12 protein-coding genes are annotated in these 18572 nt (G+C 66.8%); 7 read left to right on the top strand and 5 right to left on the bottom strand.

Going from position 1 to position 18572, the window contains the following annotated elements; translation table 11 throughout:
• Nucleotides 1-5: 5 nt before the first annotated feature.
• Nucleotides 6-602, bottom strand: a complete 597-nt coding sequence (locus tag ABE424_RS00305) for an SMI1/KNR4 family protein (protein ID WP_346492517.1) — start codon at nucleotides 600-602, stop codon at nucleotides 6-8.
• A 191-nt stretch (nucleotides 603-793) separates the two neighbouring features.
• On the opposite strand from ABE424_RS00305, the gene ABE424_RS00300 reads away from it, so the two are divergent.
• Nucleotides 794-1588, top strand: coding sequence for a dienelactone hydrolase family protein (locus ABE424_RS00300; protein ID WP_346492516.1), 795 nt, complete (start codon nucleotides 794-796; stop codon nucleotides 1586-1588).
• Between the two features lie 158 nt (nucleotides 1589-1746).
• Here the strand turns inward: ABE424_RS00300 and ABE424_RS00295 are convergent, their stop codons facing one another.
• A complete protein-coding gene (locus tag ABE424_RS00295; RefSeq protein WP_176990793.1) occupies nucleotides 1747-2745 on the bottom strand; it encodes a polyprenyl synthetase family protein in 999 nt (332 codons plus the stop codon).
• Between the two features lie 314 nt (nucleotides 2746-3059).
• Here ABE424_RS00295 and ABE424_RS00290 point away from each other — a divergent pair, with 314 nt between their 5' ends.
• On the top strand, nucleotides 3060-4673 hold the full coding sequence (locus ABE424_RS00290; RefSeq protein ID WP_346492926.1) for an alpha-glucosidase family protein: 1614 nt from the start codon (nucleotides 3060-3062) through the stop codon (nucleotides 4671-4673).
• A gap of 284 nt (nucleotides 4674-4957) precedes the next feature.
• Here the strand turns inward: ABE424_RS00290 and ABE424_RS00285 are convergent, their stop codons facing one another.
• From ABE424_RS00285 to ABE424_RS00275, 3 genes are all read right to left on the bottom strand, one after another.
• The gene (locus ABE424_RS00285; RefSeq protein WP_346501810.1) at nucleotides 4958-5872 is read right to left on the bottom strand and encodes an IS110 family transposase; all 915 of its coding nucleotides are present in this window, start codon (nucleotides 5870-5872) and stop codon (nucleotides 4958-4960) included.
• Nucleotides 5873-6736: 864 nt separating this feature from the next.
• Entirely contained in the window at nucleotides 6737-9496 is a 2760-nt protein-coding gene (locus tag ABE424_RS00280) for a TonB-dependent receptor (RefSeq protein ID WP_346492751.1), read from the bottom strand.
• A 314-nt stretch (nucleotides 9497-9810) separates the two neighbouring features.
• On the bottom strand, nucleotides 9811-11877 hold the full coding sequence (locus tag ABE424_RS00275; protein ID WP_346492752.1) for a glycoside hydrolase family 97 protein: 2067 nt from the start codon (nucleotides 11875-11877) through the stop codon (nucleotides 9811-9813).
• Nucleotides 11878-12110: 233 nt separating this feature from the next.
• Between ABE424_RS00275 and ABE424_RS00270 the strand changes: the two genes are divergently transcribed.
• From ABE424_RS00270 to ABE424_RS00250, 5 genes are all read left to right on the top strand, one after another.
• A complete protein-coding gene (locus ABE424_RS00270; protein WP_346492753.1) occupies nucleotides 12111-14312 on the top strand; it encodes a Six-hairpin glycosidase-like protein in 2202 nt (733 codons plus the stop codon).
• Nucleotides 14309-15796: an MFS transporter gene (locus tag ABE424_RS00265; RefSeq protein WP_346492754.1), complete on the top strand. Its 1488-nt coding sequence runs from the start codon at nucleotides 14309-14311 to the stop codon at nucleotides 15794-15796. Before ABE424_RS00270 ends, ABE424_RS00265 begins: the two co-directional genes overlap by 4 nt.
• Nucleotides 15796-17517, top strand: a complete 1722-nt coding sequence (locus ABE424_RS00260) for an alpha-amylase family glycosyl hydrolase (protein ID WP_346492755.1) — start codon at nucleotides 15796-15798, stop codon at nucleotides 17515-17517. The genes ABE424_RS00265 and ABE424_RS00260 overlap by 1 nt, the downstream gene beginning before the upstream one ends.
• A 92-nt stretch (nucleotides 17518-17609) precedes the next feature.
• Nucleotides 17610-18107 carry a GNAT family N-acetyltransferase gene (locus tag ABE424_RS00255; protein ID WP_179459553.1) on the top strand — a complete coding sequence of 166 codons (498 nt, stop codon included), beginning with the start codon at nucleotides 17610-17612 and terminating at the stop codon, nucleotides 18105-18107.
• Nucleotides 18108-18176: 69 nt separating this feature from the next.
• Nucleotides 18177-18569, top strand: coding sequence for an SseB family protein (locus ABE424_RS00250; RefSeq protein ID WP_346492756.1), 393 nt, complete (start codon nucleotides 18177-18179; stop codon nucleotides 18567-18569).
• Nucleotides 18570-18572 lie beyond the last annotated feature (3 nt).

Below are 18572 nucleotides of genomic sequence, written 5' to 3'. Positions count from 1 at the left end.
TCACGTCAGACCTCTTCCTCATCGATGAAGGCGTAGTCGTTTTCGATGAGATGCTGCAGGTACGCATCGAAGCTCGGCGCGATCACCCGGTAGCTGTCGGGGTCGTGCAGATAGCGCACCACCTGGCCGACCGTGCCACCGGGGGCGGGATCGAAATCCAGGTACAGCATCGAGCTGCCGCCGTTGTTCATGCAGTGCGAGAAGCACAGGCGTTTGCCCATCGGCAGGTCGGCATCGATGCCGTCGCCGAGAATCTCGGGGTCTTCCTCCAGCCATTCCTCGTAGATCGAGCGGATGCTGTCATCCCACTGCGCGCTGTCCTCGAACACCTGTTCCACCGAGCGCAGGTAGTAGGGGTAATGCCCTTCTTCGACGTCCGAGCCCAGCATCAGCACCACGACCTCGCCACCCGGGTAGGCGCGGAAATGCGCGCCATCGACCCGCGCCAGCAGTGCGAGCAGGCTCTCGGGCACCTGCGGCCAGCGCTCGCGCAGGCGCTGCAGATCGGCTGCACTGGCGCCCTCGACCCAGGCCCACATCCGCGCATCGTCTTCGGGCAGGCGCGGCACCAGGCCGGACAGGAAGCGGTCGACAAGACTCATGAAGTGTTCCGTAAACAGGGCCGGCCAGCCTGCCATAACAGGGACGGAGGTGGTTAATTCAGATGAGGCGCTGCGTACCTCGGGCGCGGCCCGCCTGCCGGATCACGGCGGGCACGCGGACCGGGCGCTTCTACACGGTCCCGTCAACCGGCCGTCATACACTCGGGGCTCTTTCTGTCGGGAGCAGACGCATGAACAGGCAATGGCGGTGGGGTGCGGCGGTGCTGTTGGGGATGACGGCGCTGCCCGCGCTGGCGGCGATGCAGGCCAAGCCGGTGGAGTGGACCCAGGATGGCACCACCTTCAGCGGCGTGCTGGTCTACGACGACGGTGACAACGACAAGCGTCCGGGGCTGGTGATGGTGCCCAACTGGAAGGGCGTCAACGACTCGGCCATCGCCAAGGCCAAGCAGCTGGCTGGCGACGACTACGTGGTGCTGGTCGCCGATGTGTACGGCAAGGGCGTGCGCCCGAAGACCGATGCCGAGGCCGGGCCGGTGGCGACCAAGCTGCGCAATGACCGTCCGGTGCTGCGGGCGCGTGCGCTGAAGGCGATCGAGGTGCTCAAGGCCCAGGCAGGGAAGGCGCCGCTGGATGCCAGCCGGATCGGCGCGGTCGGCTTCTGCTTCGGCGGCACGACCGTGCTCGAGATGGCGCGCGCCGGTGCGCCGCTGGCCGGTGTGGTCAGCCTGCATGGCGGGCTGGGCTCGCCGCTGCCGGCCAAGGCCGGTGGCACGCATCCGTCCGTGCTGGTGCTCAATGGCGCCGACGACAAGAGCGTGAGCAAGGATGACATCGCCAGCTTCGAGGAGGAAATGAACGCGGCCAAGATCGACTGGGAATTCACCAATTACAGCGGCGCGGTGCACTGCTTCGCCGAATCGGACGCCAACAGCCCGCCGGGCTGCGTGTACAACCCGCGTGCGGCCAAGCGCGCGTGGAAGGCACTGGATGAGTTCTTCGACGAGCGGTTCGAGAAGCGCTGAGACGTAATGAGACGCGGGGTATCGGCCAGCGCTCGGTGGGTAGTGCCGGCCGCTGGCCGGCAGCCCTGCGGAGCCGGCCAGCGGCCGGCACTACCGGAATGCGCGCGTCAATGCCGATCCGCCCGGTAGGTGCCGACCGGGGGTCGGCACGCTTCCAATCAATGCGAGCGCTGTACCGCGTAACGGGCAAGCCCGCGCAGGGCGGCGACCGCATCGTTGTCGGCCAGGCCGTCGAGCGCACGCTCGGCGGCGTCGGCGTATTCCTCGGCACGGGCGCGGCTGTAGTCCAGCCCGCCGGTGGCGTGGATGGCGGCCAGGACTTCCGGCATCGCCGTCGCATCGCCGTTCTGCACGATCTCGCGCAGGCGCTCGCGGGTGGTCGCATCCGAGTGCGCCATCGCGTGGATCAGCGGCAGGGTGGCCTTGCCCTCGGCGAGGTCGTCGCCCAGGTTCTTGCCCAGCTCATCGGCATTGGCCGAGTAGTCCAGCACGTCGTCGGCGATCTGGAAGGCGTAGCCCAGGTGCATGCCGTAGTCGTACAGCGCCTGCTGGGTGGCCTCATCGACGCCACTGGCCAGGGCGCCCAGACGGGTGCCCGCGGCGAACAGCACCGCGGTCTTGCGCTCGATCACGCGCAGGTAGGCGGCCTCGTCGGTATCCGGGTTGTGGACGTGCAGCAGCTGCAGCACCTCACCCTCGGCGATCCGGTTGGTGGTGTCGGCGAGGATGCGCATGACCGGCATGCGGTCCAGCTCGACCATCAGCTGGAAGCTGCGCGAGTAGAGGAAATCGCCGACCAGCACGCTCGGGGCGTTGCCCCACAGCGCATTGGCGGTGCTGCGGCCGCGCCGCAGGCTGGATTCGTCCACCACGTCGTCGTGCAGCAGGGTCGAGGTGTGGATGAACTCGATGATCGCCGCCAGCTGGTGGTGTTCGGGTCCGGCCTGGCCGACCGCGTGGCCAGCCAGCATCACCAGCATCGGCCGCAGGCGCTTGCCGCCTGCCGAGATGATGTGGTCGGCGATCTGGTTGATCAGCACGACATCCGAGGACAGTCGGCGACGAATCAGCGCATCGACGGCGTCCATGTCGGGCGCGGCGAGCGTCTGGATCTGGGGCAGGCCCAGCGCGGGGCGGGTGTCTTCGGTGATGGTCATGCGGTCTGACTTTCAGGCTTGGGTGGAATTATAGGCGGTGCCGTCGTATTCCGCCCGCGAAGACGTGCCGGGGCGCTGGATCGATGGGGACGGCCGCAGGCGGACGGGACGGAACCGTGCCGATCCGGGGCGCCGCCACGCCGTCCCGCGCGCGACGGGCGGCCGCATCACGGGGGGCAGTTGCGCCCGGAGGTGCCCCGCCCGGCGTGAATACGTATGCAAGCAACCCCACCACCGGAGGCGCGCAGCTAAGCTTGTCGGGTTCGTTTCTGGCCCCGCTCGCGGGTGCCGTGGAAGCCCGAAGGGGGGCCCCAATGTCGCAGTCTCCATGGTGGCGCGGTGCCGTCATCTATCAGATCTACCCGCGCAGTTTCCTGGACGCCGACGGCGATGGCGTGGGCGACCTGCCCGGCATCATCGAACGCCTGGACTATGTCGCCGCGCTCGGCGTCGACGCGATCTGGGTCTCGCCGTTCTTCAAATCGCCGATGGCCGACTTCGGCTATGACATCGCCGACCACCGCGACGTCGATCCGATGTTCGGCACGCTCGCCGATTTCGACCGGCTGCTGGCCGAGGCCCATGCGCGGGGCCTGAAGGTGATGATCGACCAGGTGTTCAGCCATACCTCGATCGACCATGCCTGGTTCCAGGAGAGCCGGCAGGACCGCACCAATCCCAAGGCGGACTGGTACGTGTGGGCCGATCCGCGCGAGGACGGCACCCCGCCCAACAACTGGATGTCGATCTTTGGGGGCGTGGCCTGGCAGTGGGAGCCGCGCCGCGAGCAGTATTTCCTGCACAACTTCCTGGCCGACCAGCCCGACCTGAACTTCCACAACCCGGCGGTGCAGCAGGCCACGCTGGATTACGTGCGGTTCTGGCTGGACCGTGGGGTGGATGGCTTCCGGCTGGATTCCATCAATTTCTGCTTCCACGACGCCCAGTTGCGCGACAACCCGGCCAAGCCGCTGGAGAAGCGCCTGGGCCGTGGCTTCAGCGCGGACAACCCGTACGCTTACCAGTACCACTACTACAACAACACGCAGCCGGAGAACATCGGCTTCATCGAGCGGCTGCGCGTGCTGCTGGATGAGTACGCGGGATCGGTCAGCCTGGGCGAGATTTCCGCGGAAGATTCGCTGGCGACCACGGCCGAATACACCGCGCCGGGCCGCCTGCACATGGGCTACAGCTTCGAGCTGCTGGTGAAGGACTTCAGCGCCGGTTACATCCGCGACACGGTGTCGCGGCTGGAAGCGACGATGACCGAAGGCTGGCCGTGCTGGGCGATCTCCAACCACGACGTGGAGCGCGCGGTGACGCGCTGGGGCGGGCACCCGGCGCAACCGCGCCTGGCGCGGTTGCTGGTGGCGATGCTGTGTTCGCTGCGCGGTTCGATCTGTCTGTACCAGGGCGAGGAGCTGGGGCTGGGCGAGGCGGATGTGCCCTTCGAGGCGCTGCAGGATCCGTATGGGATCACCTTCTGGCCGAACTTCAAGGGCCGCGATGGCTGCCGCACGCCGATGCCGTGGCTCGATGCGCCGAAGGCGGGGTTCACGACCGGTGAGCCGTGGTTGCCGATTCCGGCGGAGCATCAGGCTGCGTCGGTGGCGACGCAGGAACATGATCCGCAGTCGGTGTTGAACGCGTTCCGTCAGTTCCTGGCGTGGCGGCGGACGATGCCGACGCTGTTGGTGGGGGAGATCCGTTTCCTGGATTCGGCCGAGCCGGTGTTGATGTTCGAGCGGGTGCACGGCGAGGAGACGTTGCTGTTGGCGTTCAATCTGTCGGCTGAGCGCGCTCAGGTGTCGCTGCCGGCGGGGGCGTGGCAGGCGATGCATGTGCCGGGTCCGGATGTGGGCGAGGTGGTGGATGGCGAGCTGGTGTTGCCTGCGCAGTCGATGTATTGCGCGCGACGCGGCTGATTCGATTTCCGGTGGTATTGAGAGGGCGGGGCCGAGTGCCTCGCCCTTTTTTTGTTTTGCGCTCGTGCGTTGGAGTGCGTCAATCGCAGCGGCAACGGCAACGGCAACGGCGCTTGGGGCCGCGCTTGTCGCGGTTTGGGCGGGCACGGGTGGGTTGGCGGGACCCGCCGCAAGTACGTCCATGTAGCAACTGTGTTGCTGGAGGGACTTCGGTCCCTCCAGTAGACGGACGCGGTAGTGCCGGCCGCTGGCCGGCAGCCTTTGGAGATGTGCCCGTGCGCGCTTCAGGCCGGGATTGGTCCGCTTTGAGCGTCGCGCACGCGGGCGTTGAGGATCACCAGCATCTTCCGCATTACCGCCACGATCGCCACTTTGCCCTCCTTGCCGCGAGCCCGCAGCGACCGGTAAAAGTCTCGTAATCGAGGTTCGTGCTGCAGCGCCGACATGCTGGCCATGTAAAGCACCTGACGGATCTCGGCTCGACCGCCGTGGATGCTTCGTTTTCCGCGTATCGTCCCGCTGTCGTGGGACATCGGTGCCACGCCAACCAGGCTGGCGATGGCCTTGCCACTGATCTGGCCCAGCTCAGGCAGATAGCTGGCCAGCACCGCCTGTAGCCCCGGTCCCACGCCCTTCATCGACTTCAGAATCGTGAGCTGGGGCTGTTGAGCGACTTGCTCGGCAATCTGCTTTCCCAGGCGTTCTACCAGTGTCTGCAAGCGGGTGATGTTGGTCTGCAAAAGCCGTCGCAATTCACGATCACGCACCATTTCCTGCTGCTGTCGCGCTACGGTCAGGGCCTGCATCATCTGTCGACGTGCCCGCACAAATTCCCGCAGTTTCTGCTGCCAAGGCTCTAGTGGCTGGTAGGCCGGCAGTGTCACCAGCGCGGCCATCTGTGCCAATGCATAGGCATCCAAGCGGTCTGTCTTGGCTATTTGACCCAGCCCCTGAGCTAGTTTCCGCGCCCGAAAGGCATTGGCGCGCACCACCCGATGGCCTGCCTTGTGCAGGAAATCCAGCACGGGCTGCTCATATCCGCCGGTGGCCTCCAGCACGATCTGGATCGCTGGGCGTTTCTTCAGCCAGGCGTCCAATTCAACAAAGCCAGAGGGGCTATTGCTGACCTGCAGGGTCTCTCTGTCCGTCGTGCCGACATCCAGCTGGCGCTTGCTTACATCAATCCCGATCCCGTTCATCGCCCGACTCCGTATAGTCTGGAAGGGTCGAGAGCTCCCCCGCTTGCCCAGTCTTATCGCTTCGAGTGCCAGCTCCAGCAACTGTTCGGGCGGATCAAGGGAGATTCCGGCGTGGGCGCCAAGCTACATGGCGATCGCTCAGATCCAGGCTCGTACGGCGGCCCACGCCGGCTCTCGGCACCTAAGCTGCCAGATTCCGAACAGATAAGGCTCATGTCGCGCCATCCATGGCGCTCATGGTCCCGCCAACCCACCCGTGCCCGCCCTTTGACAATGTGCTGGTGCGGAAGGGAAAAGCGCGCTTCCGCGGTGGCTCAGGCAGGCTGCGCAGTCTTCGGGGACCTGGATCGAGACTCTAGAGTTGTTGCGACGATCATAGCCGTTGATGTGGTTGGAGCGTGCGCAATGATTCGAACATCCGGCGCGATGACAGTGATGGGTCTGATCGGAGCTGTCTGAACGGTCAAAGCGATCGGGACGCTCGAGGTAGTTGGCATGGTTGAATGAGTCGAGCTGCTCGAAATAGTCGAGATCCGGTAAGCGGCAGATGCCCTGCTCGATGCTGGTTACGTTGCCTTTCCCTGCCTTTCCATGGCCACCAGCCAAGTGTCGAAGGGCGGGGGTGTGGGGGTTGGCGGGACCGTTGTGCCGCATGGATGCGGCTCACGAGCCCCCATGGATGGGTTTACGTCGCGTCCCGCGAACCCCCACACCCCCGACCAGCCCATGGAAGGCCAGCGCTGCTGCTTCTGCACCCGCACTACAGCTTCTACACTGAGAGAAAAGCCAACAAAAAACCCGCTGCATAAGCAGCGGGTTCCTTGGGTTTTCGATATTGCCACCAGGCCGCTGATGCAGGCCCAATCAGAACTTGTAGTTCACGCCCAGCATGTAGGTGCGGCCCCATTCCACGTATTCCAGCGGGCGGTCCTTCGTGCCGGCGTACGTGCGGTACGGCTCGTTGGTCAGGTTGCTTCCCTGCAGCAACAGCGTCAGCCCATGCAGGCTGCTGCTGTCGGCGAAGGTGTAGCTGACCTGCGCGTCGGTCACGTTCTCACCGACCACATAACGCAGCGTCCGGTTGCCGTTGAAATTGCCGATCTCACCGATGAAGTCCGAACGACGACGCTGGCTCACGCGTGCCTCGAACCCACTGCGCTCGTAGTAGGCCGTGAAGTTGTACACGCGCTCGGACAGGCCCGGCAGGCTGATCGGATCGCTGCCGACGCTGGACGCGCTCTCCGGGTCCAGGATCTTGATGTCGCTGTCGTTGAAGGTCGCACTGGCCTGCACGCCGAAACCACGCAGGCTGTCGGTCAGCATGTCCAGCGGGAACGAGGCGGTCAGCTCCAGGCCCTTCAGCTTGCCACCCTGGCCGTTCTGCGGGGCCGAGAAGGTGCCGGTCGGCAGGACCGGGACGATCATGCCCGGCGGCGGCACGTAGCTGGCCAGCAGGTCGCTGAAATCGTAGTCATCGCGCGACTGCGTGTAGACGTAGGACTTCAGGTCCTTGAAGAATACCGCGGCGGCCACGTAGGCCTTCTCGCCGAAGTACTTCTCGTACGACAGGTCGATCGCGTTGGCGCGCCACGGATCCAGCAGCGGGTTGCCGCCACTGCCGCCCGGCTTGCCGGTGGCGGTGTCCACACCGAACTCCAGGCCCGCACGCATCTGGTCCACGCGCGGGCGTGCGACCTGCTTGGCCACGGCGAAGCGCAGCGTCTGCTGGTGCGGGAACATGAAGGCCAGGTTCAAGCTGGGCAGCCAATCGGTGTAGGTCTTGCCGTCATCGATCGGCAGGATGTTCTGGCCATCGGGGCGCGAACGGTCGAAGTAGTTGGACTGCGAACTCTGGTCGGTGCGCACCATCTGCACACCGATGTTGCCGCGCAGGCCGACTTCGCCGAGATCGGTGTTGATGTTGGCGCGGATCCAGGCGGTGCTGGTCTTTTCCTGCACCGTCCACGCCTTGGGAATCAGGTAGTCCAGGTTGGTGACCGGATTGAAGACCATGTAGCGGTCCACGGCGGCCGGCACGTTCCAGGCGGGGATGTAGCCGATGCCGGCGAAGCCCAGGTTGACCGGTGCGTACTGCAGGTCACCGGCGATGTTGGCATCGCCCTGGTCGCCGAGCAGGATGTTGCCCTCGGCCTGGGTCTTGTCCTTGCGGCGGTCGGCGTAGTTCACGCCCACGTCCACGTCGGAGAACCACGGCAGCGAATCGGGCATCGCGAAGGTGGCCTGCAGACGGGCACCCTTCAGGCGGTCTTCGACCATCGGCACCTTGCCGTAGCCGGAGCCGTAGATGGTGTTGGTCAGGAACAGCGCGTCCGGGTTGGCGTAGTCCAGGCCCGGGCGGATCTGCGAGAACCCGTCCGGCTTGACCACCACGCCGACCGAATCCAGCTGCGGCATCGGGGTGAGCTGCAGGTTGTTTTCCAGATTCAGTTCGTTGCGCGTGGCCTTGGAGTAGTTCACGTCGGCGACGACCTTGACCCGCTCGAAGTTGAACTCGTTGTTCCAGCCGAACGCGTCGATCTTGTCCTTGCGCTTGTTGTACATGCCGCGCACCAGCGGATACACGCCGGTCGCCACGCCGCCGGCGAAGGTGCCATCGGCATTGATCTGCGGGTTGGTGATCAGCAGGCCCGGGGTATAGCCGCCGTTGTAGTTGCTGAGGTTGACCTCGAACTGGTTGGCGGTATCGATCTGCTCGGCTTCGGTATGGAACGCATCCAGCGTGCTGGTCCACACATTCGACGGGCGGAACTGCACGGTCGCCATCACGCCGTCGCGCTCGTTGTTGCCGGTGCGGCGCAGGGCCTTGATGCCGTCGGAGAACACGGTGCCCGGGGCCAGGCCGGGGCGGTTGCCCTGGTCGGTCTGTTCGGTGGTCCACGGTTCGTACAGGCCGACCTGGTTTTCCTGGATGGGCATGTCGCTGTGCGCGTAGCCGATCGAGATGCCCAGCGTGTTGTCGAGGAACTGGTCGATGTAGCTGGCGCTGAAGCGGTTGCCGTACGGGTCGACATTGGCGGCCTTGCCCAGCGAACTCTTCTGGTAGCGGCCGCTGATCGCGATCACGCGCTCGGCAAAGCTCAGCGGACGCACGGTCTGCATGTCGATGGTGCCGGACAGGCCCTGGCCGACCAGGGCCGCGTCCGGGGTCTTGTACACGGTCACGCCGTTGACCAGTTCCGAGGGGTACTGATCGAACTCGACGCTGCGGTTGTCACCGGTGCTGACCACTTCGCGCCCGTTGAGCAGGGTGGTGGCGAAGTCCGGGGACAGGCCGCGCACGCTGATCACCTGGGCACGGCCGGCGACACGCTGGGCGGCCAGGCCGGGCAGGCGGCCCAGCGATTCGGCGATGCTCACGTCGGGCAGTTTGCCGATGTCTTCGGCCGAGATCGCTTCGACCACCGAGGTGGCGTCCTGCTTGATGGCGATCGCGTTCTCGATGCCGCGGCGGATGCCGGTGACCTGGACGGTGTCCAGATTGGTCGCCGTGGTGCCGGTCGGTGCGGTGGTGGTACTGGATTCGGCGGTCTGCGCCGACGCCATCAACGGCGTCAGGGCGACGGCCAGCGCGAGACTCAGCGCGCTGCGCTTGCGGTTCAACATTTTCCCCTCCCAGGCAATGTTGCCAATCGATTTTTTGGTTGCCCGGAGGACCCGGGAGCGTCATGGCGCGGTGGCCGTTGACTGCGTGGCTATGGTAGGCAGCGCGCCCGCCGCGGGAATCACCCTGCATACGTATTCAATGATGTTTGCAGCGTTGGAAGCGATTACAGGTGCGTTATCGCAGCCGCACCGACGCACGCGCGCCCGGTAGGTGCCGACCGTTGGTCGGCATGCCGCATCCACGCACGGATGCGTCGGCGCCGGGTGCGTCGCCCGACCAACGGTCGGGCGCTACCCGGCGCTGGCTGAGCGACTTACAACGGGGTGAAGCGGATCGCCTGCCCGCCACCCGGCGCCAGGGTGAGCACCAGCGCATCGGCGCTGGTTACCTCCCGCACTTCGCGCACGAAGGCGAACGGGTTGCTGCGGAAATCGGCGCCGTCTCCATCGCGGTAGATTTCCGCGCGGTAACGCACGCCCGGTTCCAGGAAGCCCAGTGACACCGGCAACACGCGCCCATGTTCGTCGGTGATGCTGCCCAGGAACCAGTCGCGGCTGTGGCGGTCCCTGCGCACGATGGTCACGTAGTCGCCCACCTCGCCGTTGAGCACGCGGGTATCGTCCCAGTCCACTGCCACGTCTTCGATGAAGCGGAAGGCCTCACGGTGCTGTTCGTAGTGCTCGGGCAGGTCGGCCGCCATCTGGATCGGGCTGTAGATCGTCACGTACAGGGCGAGCTGGCGGGCCAGCGTGCTGGGAATCGCCTGGCCGCCTCGGCCCTTCAGGCTCAGGATGCCGGGGGTGTAGTCCATCGGCCCGGACAGCATCCGGGTGAAGACGAGATTGACCTCGTGCTCGGGCGGATTCGGTGGCTGGCCCCAGGCGTTGTACTCCATGCCACGCGCGCCTTCGCGGCTGATCCAGTTCGGGTAGGTGCGGCGCAGGCCGGTGTCCTTGATCGGCTCGTGCGGGTTCACCGCGATGTGCCGTCTGGCCGCCTCCTGCACGACCTTGAGATGGTGGCGGGCCATGAACTGGCCGTCATGCCACTCGCGCCACAGCGGCCCACCGGCGGGGTTGCGGCGGTCAACCTGGCCGTCATCGCAGACGTAGCCGCTCTTGAACGCATCCACGCCCAGCCGCGCATACAGGTCCAGCGCCGCGCCAAGCTGATCTTCGTAGTGCTCGATCGCACACCCTGTTTCGTGGTGGCCGATCAGGTGCACGCCCTTCTTCGCGCCGTAGGCGGACAGCGCTTCGATGTCGAAATCGGGGGTGGGCCGGGTGAAGTCGAACGCATAACCATTGCCCACCCAGTCGCCGTCCCAGCCCGGATTCCAGCCTTCCACCAGCACGCCGCGGAATCCATGCCTGGCGGCGTAATCGATCACGCGTTTGGTTTTCGCCGTGGTCGCGGCATGTCGCGGGCCGGTCGCCCAGCTCTCCTCGTCCAGGTGCATCGACCACCACACGCCCAGGTACTTGGAGGGCTTCACCCAGCTGACGTCGCCGAGCACGTTGGGCTCGTTGAGGTTGAGGATCAGGCTGGACTCGACCAGTCCGCCGGCGGTGTCGCTGATCTGCAGCGTGCGCCACGGGGTATCGAACGGCAGGCTCCGTCGCACCTTCCAGCCCTCGGCCGAGGGCGACAGCTGCGCGCGCAGGCGCTGGCCCTCGGTGCGGCGCAGCCACATGCCGGCGTAGTCCACCAGCGCGGCTTCGTGGATGGAAACATGCAGGCCATCATGGCTGCGCAGCGTCATCGGCGTGTGTGCGAGCGGCACCTGGTCCAGCGGCGTGCGCTGGTAGAGATACTCGTAGTGAATCGGTTCACCGGCCGGAATCCACCAGGCGGTGGAGGCCGGGGCGATCGCGAACTCGGTCAGCTCATCGTCGATGATCGCCTCGCGCATGCCCGGCTGTTGCGGGAAGTGGTAACGAAAGCCCAGGCCGTCGTCATAGACCCGGAACACCACATCGATGCGACGCTTGGCGCCGCTGCGTTCGGCCAGCTGCACGACCACTTCGTTGAAGTGATTGCGGGTCAGCCGGCGCTCGCCCCACGGCTGCTCCCAGGTCTCATCGACGCTGCGCGACTGCTGGCTGACGATGGCAAGATCACGGTCCAGCCGGCCATCACGCAGCTGGAAGCCAAGCCTGGAGGTGTCCACCACGGCCTCGCCGAAGCGTTCGACCCGGTAGCTGGGGGCGCCGCCGTCCAGCTGCAGCGATACGCGCAGCACCTTGCCGGGTGACTCGACGCTGGCCACGATGACCGGCTCGGCAACCGCGGTGGCGCTGAACGCGCAGAGGATCCCGCCGAGCAGGGACAGGCGACGACGTGCGCAACGCCCGTCCGTTGGATACGACAGTGACGGCATTTCCCCTCCCAAGGTGGCCGAAAACACACCGGGACTATAGCGACGCCCTCACGCCTGCCGACCGCCGTGCCGATGAATACGTATGCAGGTCGATGCAGGCTGCGGTGCGCCGTCTACCATGGGGCCAAGGCACCCTGGGAGGGGGCCGCGAGCGCATTGCCGCGAGGCGGTGCGGACCTACAACGCGAGCAAAGGGGAGGGAGGCAACGGGCGCGAGCCGGTTCGCCACTTCGATGCTGAAGATGATCTGCCTGACCGCTGCCCTCGGGGCAGCGATGGGGTCCACCGCGGGCGCGGCGGACCTGGAGTTTGATGGTCGCCATGCGCGCGCCGAAACCGCCGCCGCGGGTGGCTATCGTCTGCATGCGCCGCAGGGCGAGGTGCGCGTCAGTGCGCAGCCGATGCGCAGCGAGACCGCCAGCGTGCTGTTCGATGCGCTGTTCGGGCTGGCCCAGCAGGAGATGGCCGACGACCGCGTGGATGCGATCCGCGACCCGGCCTTCAATCACGGCAAGCCGGTTCCCTGCGCGTGTTTCCAGACCGGCGAGCGCTGGCCCTATGTGTGGACGCGCGATGTCAGCTTCGCCGCGGATCTGGCGCTGTCGCGGCTGGATCCCGTGCGTACGCGGCAGTCGCTGCAGTTCAAGCTGTCCACGGCGCGCGATGGACATACCCCGGGACTGTTCGTGGCGCAGGACACCGGCTCCGGTGGCAGCTGGCCGATCAGCAGCGACCGCGTGGTCTGGTTCCTGGCCGCACGTGGGCTGCTGGAGGACGCGGCATTCGCCGACCAGGTCTGGCAGGCGCTGCAGGCGACCCTGGCGCAGGATCGCGAGGCGGTGTTCGATGCACGGATCGGCCTGTATCGCGGCGAAACCTCGTTCCTGGATTGGCGCGAGCAGACCTATCCGGACTGGACCCGCGAGGACGTGCGCTTCATCGGCGAATCCTTCGCGCTGTCCACCAATGTGCTGCATTACGAAGCGCTGCGCCTGGCCGAGCGGTTGGCCCGCCAGCACGGCGATGCACGCGCTGCCACGTACGGCCAATGGGCGGATGCGCTGGCCCGCCAGATCGACGCGCGTTTCTGGCGCGAGGATGCCGGGCAGTACATGAGCTACATCGGCGAGGCGGCGCACCCGGTGCCGTACGCCAAGTACGACCTGCTCGCGCTGTCGCTGGGCGTGCTGGCCGATGTGTTCCCGGCCGATCGCGCACGGCGCGCGCTGGCGAACTACCCGGCCGTGGCCGGTGGCAGCCCGGTCGTCTGGCCGCAGGAAGCGCAGCAGCCGATTTACCACAACCGCGGCATCTGGCCCTTCGTCAGTGCGTACTCGCTGCGTGCGGCGCGGCGGTTGGATGATGCCCCGCGCATCGCCATGGAGATCGAGTCGCTGATGCGCGGCACCGCGCTGGCTGGCTCGAACATGGAGAACTATGAGATGCGCACGCTGGCCGTGCATGTCGATGAAGGCGTGCTCAGCGGTCCGGTGGTCAATTCGCCGCGCCAGTTGTGGTCGGTGGCCGGTTACCTCTCGATGGTGCTGGAAGGTGTGTTCGGCGTGGAAGACGATGGCCGCATCGCGCCGAAGCTGCCGGTGTCACTGGTGCCGACGTTGTTCGGCGAGCGCGACCGCATCCGCCTGGACGATGGCAAGCAGCGTTACGTGCTGGTGCGGCCGAAGCAGGTCGCCGGCGAACTGCTGGTGGCGGGCGCCATCCAGCGCGACGGCACTACCACCACGGTGCAGCTGGTCCCGTTGGCGGGTCGTGCGGCGATGCCGTCGCCGGCGATTGTCCGCCCGGCAGCGGTCTTCGCCCCGGCCCCCCCCGCCGCACCTGTGCCTCGCGAGACCACGGCAGGCTGGCAGATCCCGGTGCCCGCCGATCACGTGCTGTGGCGCGACGGCCAGACGCTGTCGCCCACAGGGGGTATCGCCACGATTGCCCGGGACGGGGCCAGCCATTGCCTGAGCCTGACCCGCCGTGAGGGAACGCTGGAATCGCTGCACAGCCCGATGACCTGCGTCGGTCCGCAGCAGGTGCTGGCCGGTGCCACGCACTGGCAGTGGACCGCACCGAGCGCCGGACGCTGGCGTGCGCGCCTGCGCTATGACAATCCGAACGGCCCGATCAACACTGGCGTCACCGCGGCGGTAAAGACCTTGGTGCTGCAGTGCGAGGGACAACCCGACCAGCGCCGTCCGGTCGTGATGCCGCACAGCGTGGGCGAGCAGGATTCCACCGCGGTCGAGTTCGAGGCACCGGCGGGTAGCTGCCGCATCGCCTTGGAGGAGGGCTTCAACATGAGCGCGCTGACCCACTTCGCGCAGTACAACGGTGGCAAGGGGGGCAAGGACGGTGTGCTCAACCAGGCGCGCGTGTCCGCGCTGAGCCTGATGCCGGTGGCCGTGTCGCTGGAGCCGCGCCGATGAGCCGTACACCCAAACCGACCCTGTCGTTCTGGCAGATATGGAACATGTGCTTCGGCTTCCTCGGCATCCAGTTCGGCTTCGCGCTGCAGAACGCCAATGCCAGCCGCATCTTCGAGACGCTGGGCGCGCCGATGGACGCGGTGCCCGGGCTGTGGATCGCCGCCCCGCTGACCGGCCTGCTGGTGCAGCCGGTGATCGGCTACCTGTCCGACCGCACCTGGACGCGCTGGGGCCGCCGCCGTCCGTTCTTCATGATCGGTGCGGTGCTGACCACGCTCGCCCTGCTGGTGATGCCGAATTCGCCCACGCTGTGGATCGCCGCTGGCACGCTGTGGGTGCTGGATGCCTCGATCAATGTATCGATGGAGCCGTTCCGCGCGTTTGTCGGCGATCAGCTCGCTCCGCGCCAGCGGCCGACCGGCTTCGCCATGCAGAGCTTCTTCATCGGCATCGGTGCGATCGTCGCCAGCTTCCTGCCGTTCATCCTGGCCCACTTCGGCGTCGCCAACACGGCGGCCGCGGGGCAGGTGCCCGATACCGTGCGCTACGCGTTCTACTTCGGCGCGGCGGTGCTGCTCGCGGCGATCACCTGGACCGTGGTCAGCACCCGGGAATACTCACCGGACGAGCTGGCCCGCTTCGATGACGCCGAGCCGGCCGCCGTGCACCAGAGTGCGCGCGTCGCCGGGCCACCCCCGTGGGCGCAGATTGGCGGCTGGGTGGCGGTGGGTGTCGTGCTGGCCGCAGCCATCGCGGCGCGGCAGGGCGACCGCATGCTGTACGTGCTGGCCGGCCTGTGCATCGCCTATGGCGTGCTGCTGGGCATCGCGCGCTGTGTGCCGGGGCCGCACATGCTGGCGACCATCGTCGACGACCTGCGTGCGATGCCACGCACCATGCGCCGCCTGGCCTGGGTGCAGTTCTTCTCCTGGTTCGCGCTGTTCGCGATGTGGATCTACACCACGGCCGCCGTCGCCGGCACCCACTTCGGCTCGACCGATACCGCCTCGGCCGCCTACAACGAAGGCGCCAACTGGGTTGGCGTGCTGTTCGGTGCCTACAACGGGTTCGCTGCGCTGGCGGCGTTGCTGATCCCGCTGATGGTGCGCGCACTGGGCCTGCGCTGGAGCCACCTGGTCAACCTGTGGCTGGGTGGACTGGGCCTGATCTCGATGCTGTTCATCCGCGACCCGCATTGGCTGCTGCTGTCGATGGTCGGCGTCGGCTTCGCCTGGGCCTCCATCCTGTCGCTGCCGTATGCGCTGCTGTCCGACAGCGTGCCGGCGGCGAAGATGGGCATCTACATGGGCCTGTTCAATTTCTTCATCGTGATTCCGCAGCTGGTCGCGGCCAGTGCGCTCGGCTTCCTGCTGCGCGCGTGGCTGGGGGGCGATCCGATGCACGTGCTCGCACTCGGGGGCGGCAGCCTGCTGCTGGCCGGCTTGTGCGTGCTGCTCGTGCCATCCCAACAGGAGAGTGTCTGATGTCCCGGTATTCGTCGTTGTCGCTGGCCCTGTCGTTCGCGCTGTCGGCCAGCCCCGCCCTGGCCGTCGAGCGCCCGGACTATGTCGGCACGCGCGAGCCCTTCGCCAGCCAGGCGGTCTACTTCGTGGTGACCGACCGCTTCGTCAATGGCGATCCGTCCAACGACCACCGCGACCAGGGCGGCGCGCATCCCACGTTCGATATCCCGGTGCCGTGCCCGGACAAGGTGGACGGCAACATCGGCTACCTGGGCGGTGACTTCAAGGGCGTGCTCGACAACGCCGCGTACATCCGCAACCTCGGCTTCGGTGCGGTGTGGATCACCCCGATCATCGACAACCCGGACCAGGCCTTCACCGGCAGCAAGCCGATCAGCTGCACCAGCACGCTGACCGACCGCGGCAAGACCGGCTACCACGGTTACTGGGGCGTCAACTTCTACACGCTCGACGAGCATCTGCCGAGCAAGGGCCTGGACTTCGCCGCCTTCACCCGTGGCCTGCACGCCGCCGACCTGAAGGTGGTGCTGGATATCGTCGGCAACCATGGTTCGCCCGCGTGGACGATGCCGGTGGCGCAGCCGCAGTTCGGCCAGATCTTCGACAAGGACGGCCGGTTGATCGCCGATCACCAGAACCTGCCGCCGCAGCAGCTGGACCCGGTCCACAACCCATTGCACGCGTTCTACAACAACATCGGCCCGGTCGACGGCAAGAACGGCTCGATCTTCGATGGCAACCTTGCCGAACTCTCCGACTTCAACGAGCACAACCCGGCGGTGATGGATTACCTGGTGGGCGCCTACCTGCAGTGGACCGCGCAGGGGGTGGATGCGTTGCGCATCGACACCATTGGCTGGCTGCCGCATCCGTGGTGGCATGCCTTCGTCAATCGCATCCGCGCCGAGCATCCGGGCATGTTCATGTTCGGCGAGGCATTCGACTACAACCCGGGCAAGATCGCCGAGCACACCTGGCCGGCCAACGCGAACGTCAGCGTGCTGGATTTCCCGCTGCGCGGCGCATTGTCGTCGGTGTTCGGCAAAGAGCAGAAGGGCTTCGAGACCCTGGCCGAGCCGCTGCACCTGCTCGACGGTCCGTATGCCAATCCGTACGAGCTGATGAGTTTCTACGACAACCACGACATGGCGCGGCTGGATGCCAGCGATGCCGGGTTCATCGATGCCCACAACTGGTTGTTCACGGCGCGCGGCATCCCGGTGATCTACTACGGCTCGGAAACCGGCTTCATGCGCAGCCGCGCCGAGCACGCCGGCAACCGCGCCTACTTCGGGCAGGAGCGCGTCAACGACGCGCCGAAGAGCCCGATCTTCGCGCCGCTGCAGCGCATCGCCAGACTGCGTGAGGCCACGCCGGCCCTGCAGCGCGGCCTGCAGGTCAACGAGCGCCTGCAGGGCGATGTAGCGGTGTTCTTCCGCGTGCTGCAGCAGGGCGATACCGCGCAGACCGCACTGGTGCTGCTCAACAAGGGTGATACGGCGCGCTCCATCGAGGTCCGCCGCTACCTGCAGGCCGGTACCTGGCGCGACGCGCTGGGCGGTGCCAGCCAGACGGTGACGGGATCGCTGACCGCCGAGGTGCCCGCACACGGCGTGCGCGTGTTCGTGCTGGATGCGCAGGTCGAGCAGACGGCGCTGCAGCAGCAGTTGAAGGCGGCGGTCGACGATCAGCGTGCACGCACCAGGCGCCTGGCGAAGTAGCCGGAGCGTGCTCGGCCCGCCGCACTGCGGTGGCCCGGGCACTACAATCGGGTCCGCGACCGCGCAGTGCGGTCCTTCCGGGTCCGCTGTCCATGTCACGCCTGTCCCTGCACCACGCAACGCCCGATGATGCCGAGCGCCTGTTCCACCTGATGCAGTTCTACTACTTCGAGGCCTCGGCCTGGAGTGGAGAAGCGGTGCGTCCGGACGGCCTCTTCGATTGTGACCGCAGCGATGTCGAGTCGTCCCTGCGCGATGACCCGCAGTGGGCACGGTTGCTGTTCGTCGACGACGCGCTCGCCGGGTTCGTGCTGGTGGACCAGGTGGAGCGGGAAGGGCGCCACTATCCCGAGCTGGCCGACCTCTTCGTGCTGCCCACGTACCGGCGGCAAGGCCTGGCCGCGCATGTGGTCAAGGAACTGGTCCGCCCCGGCGACGGGCAATGGCTGCTCGCGGTGTTCCGCGGCGACGTGACCGCGCATGCCTACTGGCTGCGGACGCTGCCGCGTCTCGGCCTGCCGCATGTCGCGCTGGCCGAGGAGGACGCGACCTTCCACTTGTTCCTGATCGGCGCCCCCGCGCGAGGGTAGTGCCGGCCGCTGGCCGGCTCCCGACACCCCCGACGGTACAATGGCGGCCCCACCCGCCGCCCACCTTCCATGAACGACGCCGCCCCCCAGACCCCGATCGAAACGCTGCTCAAGACCGCGATGGACGGTCAGTTGCCGATCGGCCTGTTCATGAAGGCCTTCGTCGCCTCCGAGGTGGTGCTGCTCACCGGCAGCCTGGTGACCCCGGACGGCAGCGGTTTCGATCCGCTGCTGTTCGACAAGCAGGGCGTGCTGCACGTGGCGGTGTTCACCGATATGAGCCGGGTCGGCTTCCACAGCCAGCAGGCCCCGCACACGATCCGCATGCGGATGCTGGAAGTGCTCAAGCGCGTGCCCGGCGGCTACGGCGTGGTGATCAATCCGGGTACCTCGCTGGGCTTTGAGATCTCGCCGTCGGGCGTCGGCGAAATCCTCAAGGACTTCGCCGACGGCCCGCACTGACGG

It is taken from the genome of Stenotrophomonas sp. TWI1149 (assembly GCF_039673155.1).
GTDB lineage: Bacteria > Pseudomonadota > Gammaproteobacteria > Xanthomonadales > Xanthomonadaceae > Stenotrophomonas > Stenotrophomonas maltophilia_AA.
The sequence above is the reverse complement of the archived record's forward strand: the minus strand, read 5'-3'. Positions and strand labels throughout refer to the sequence as shown.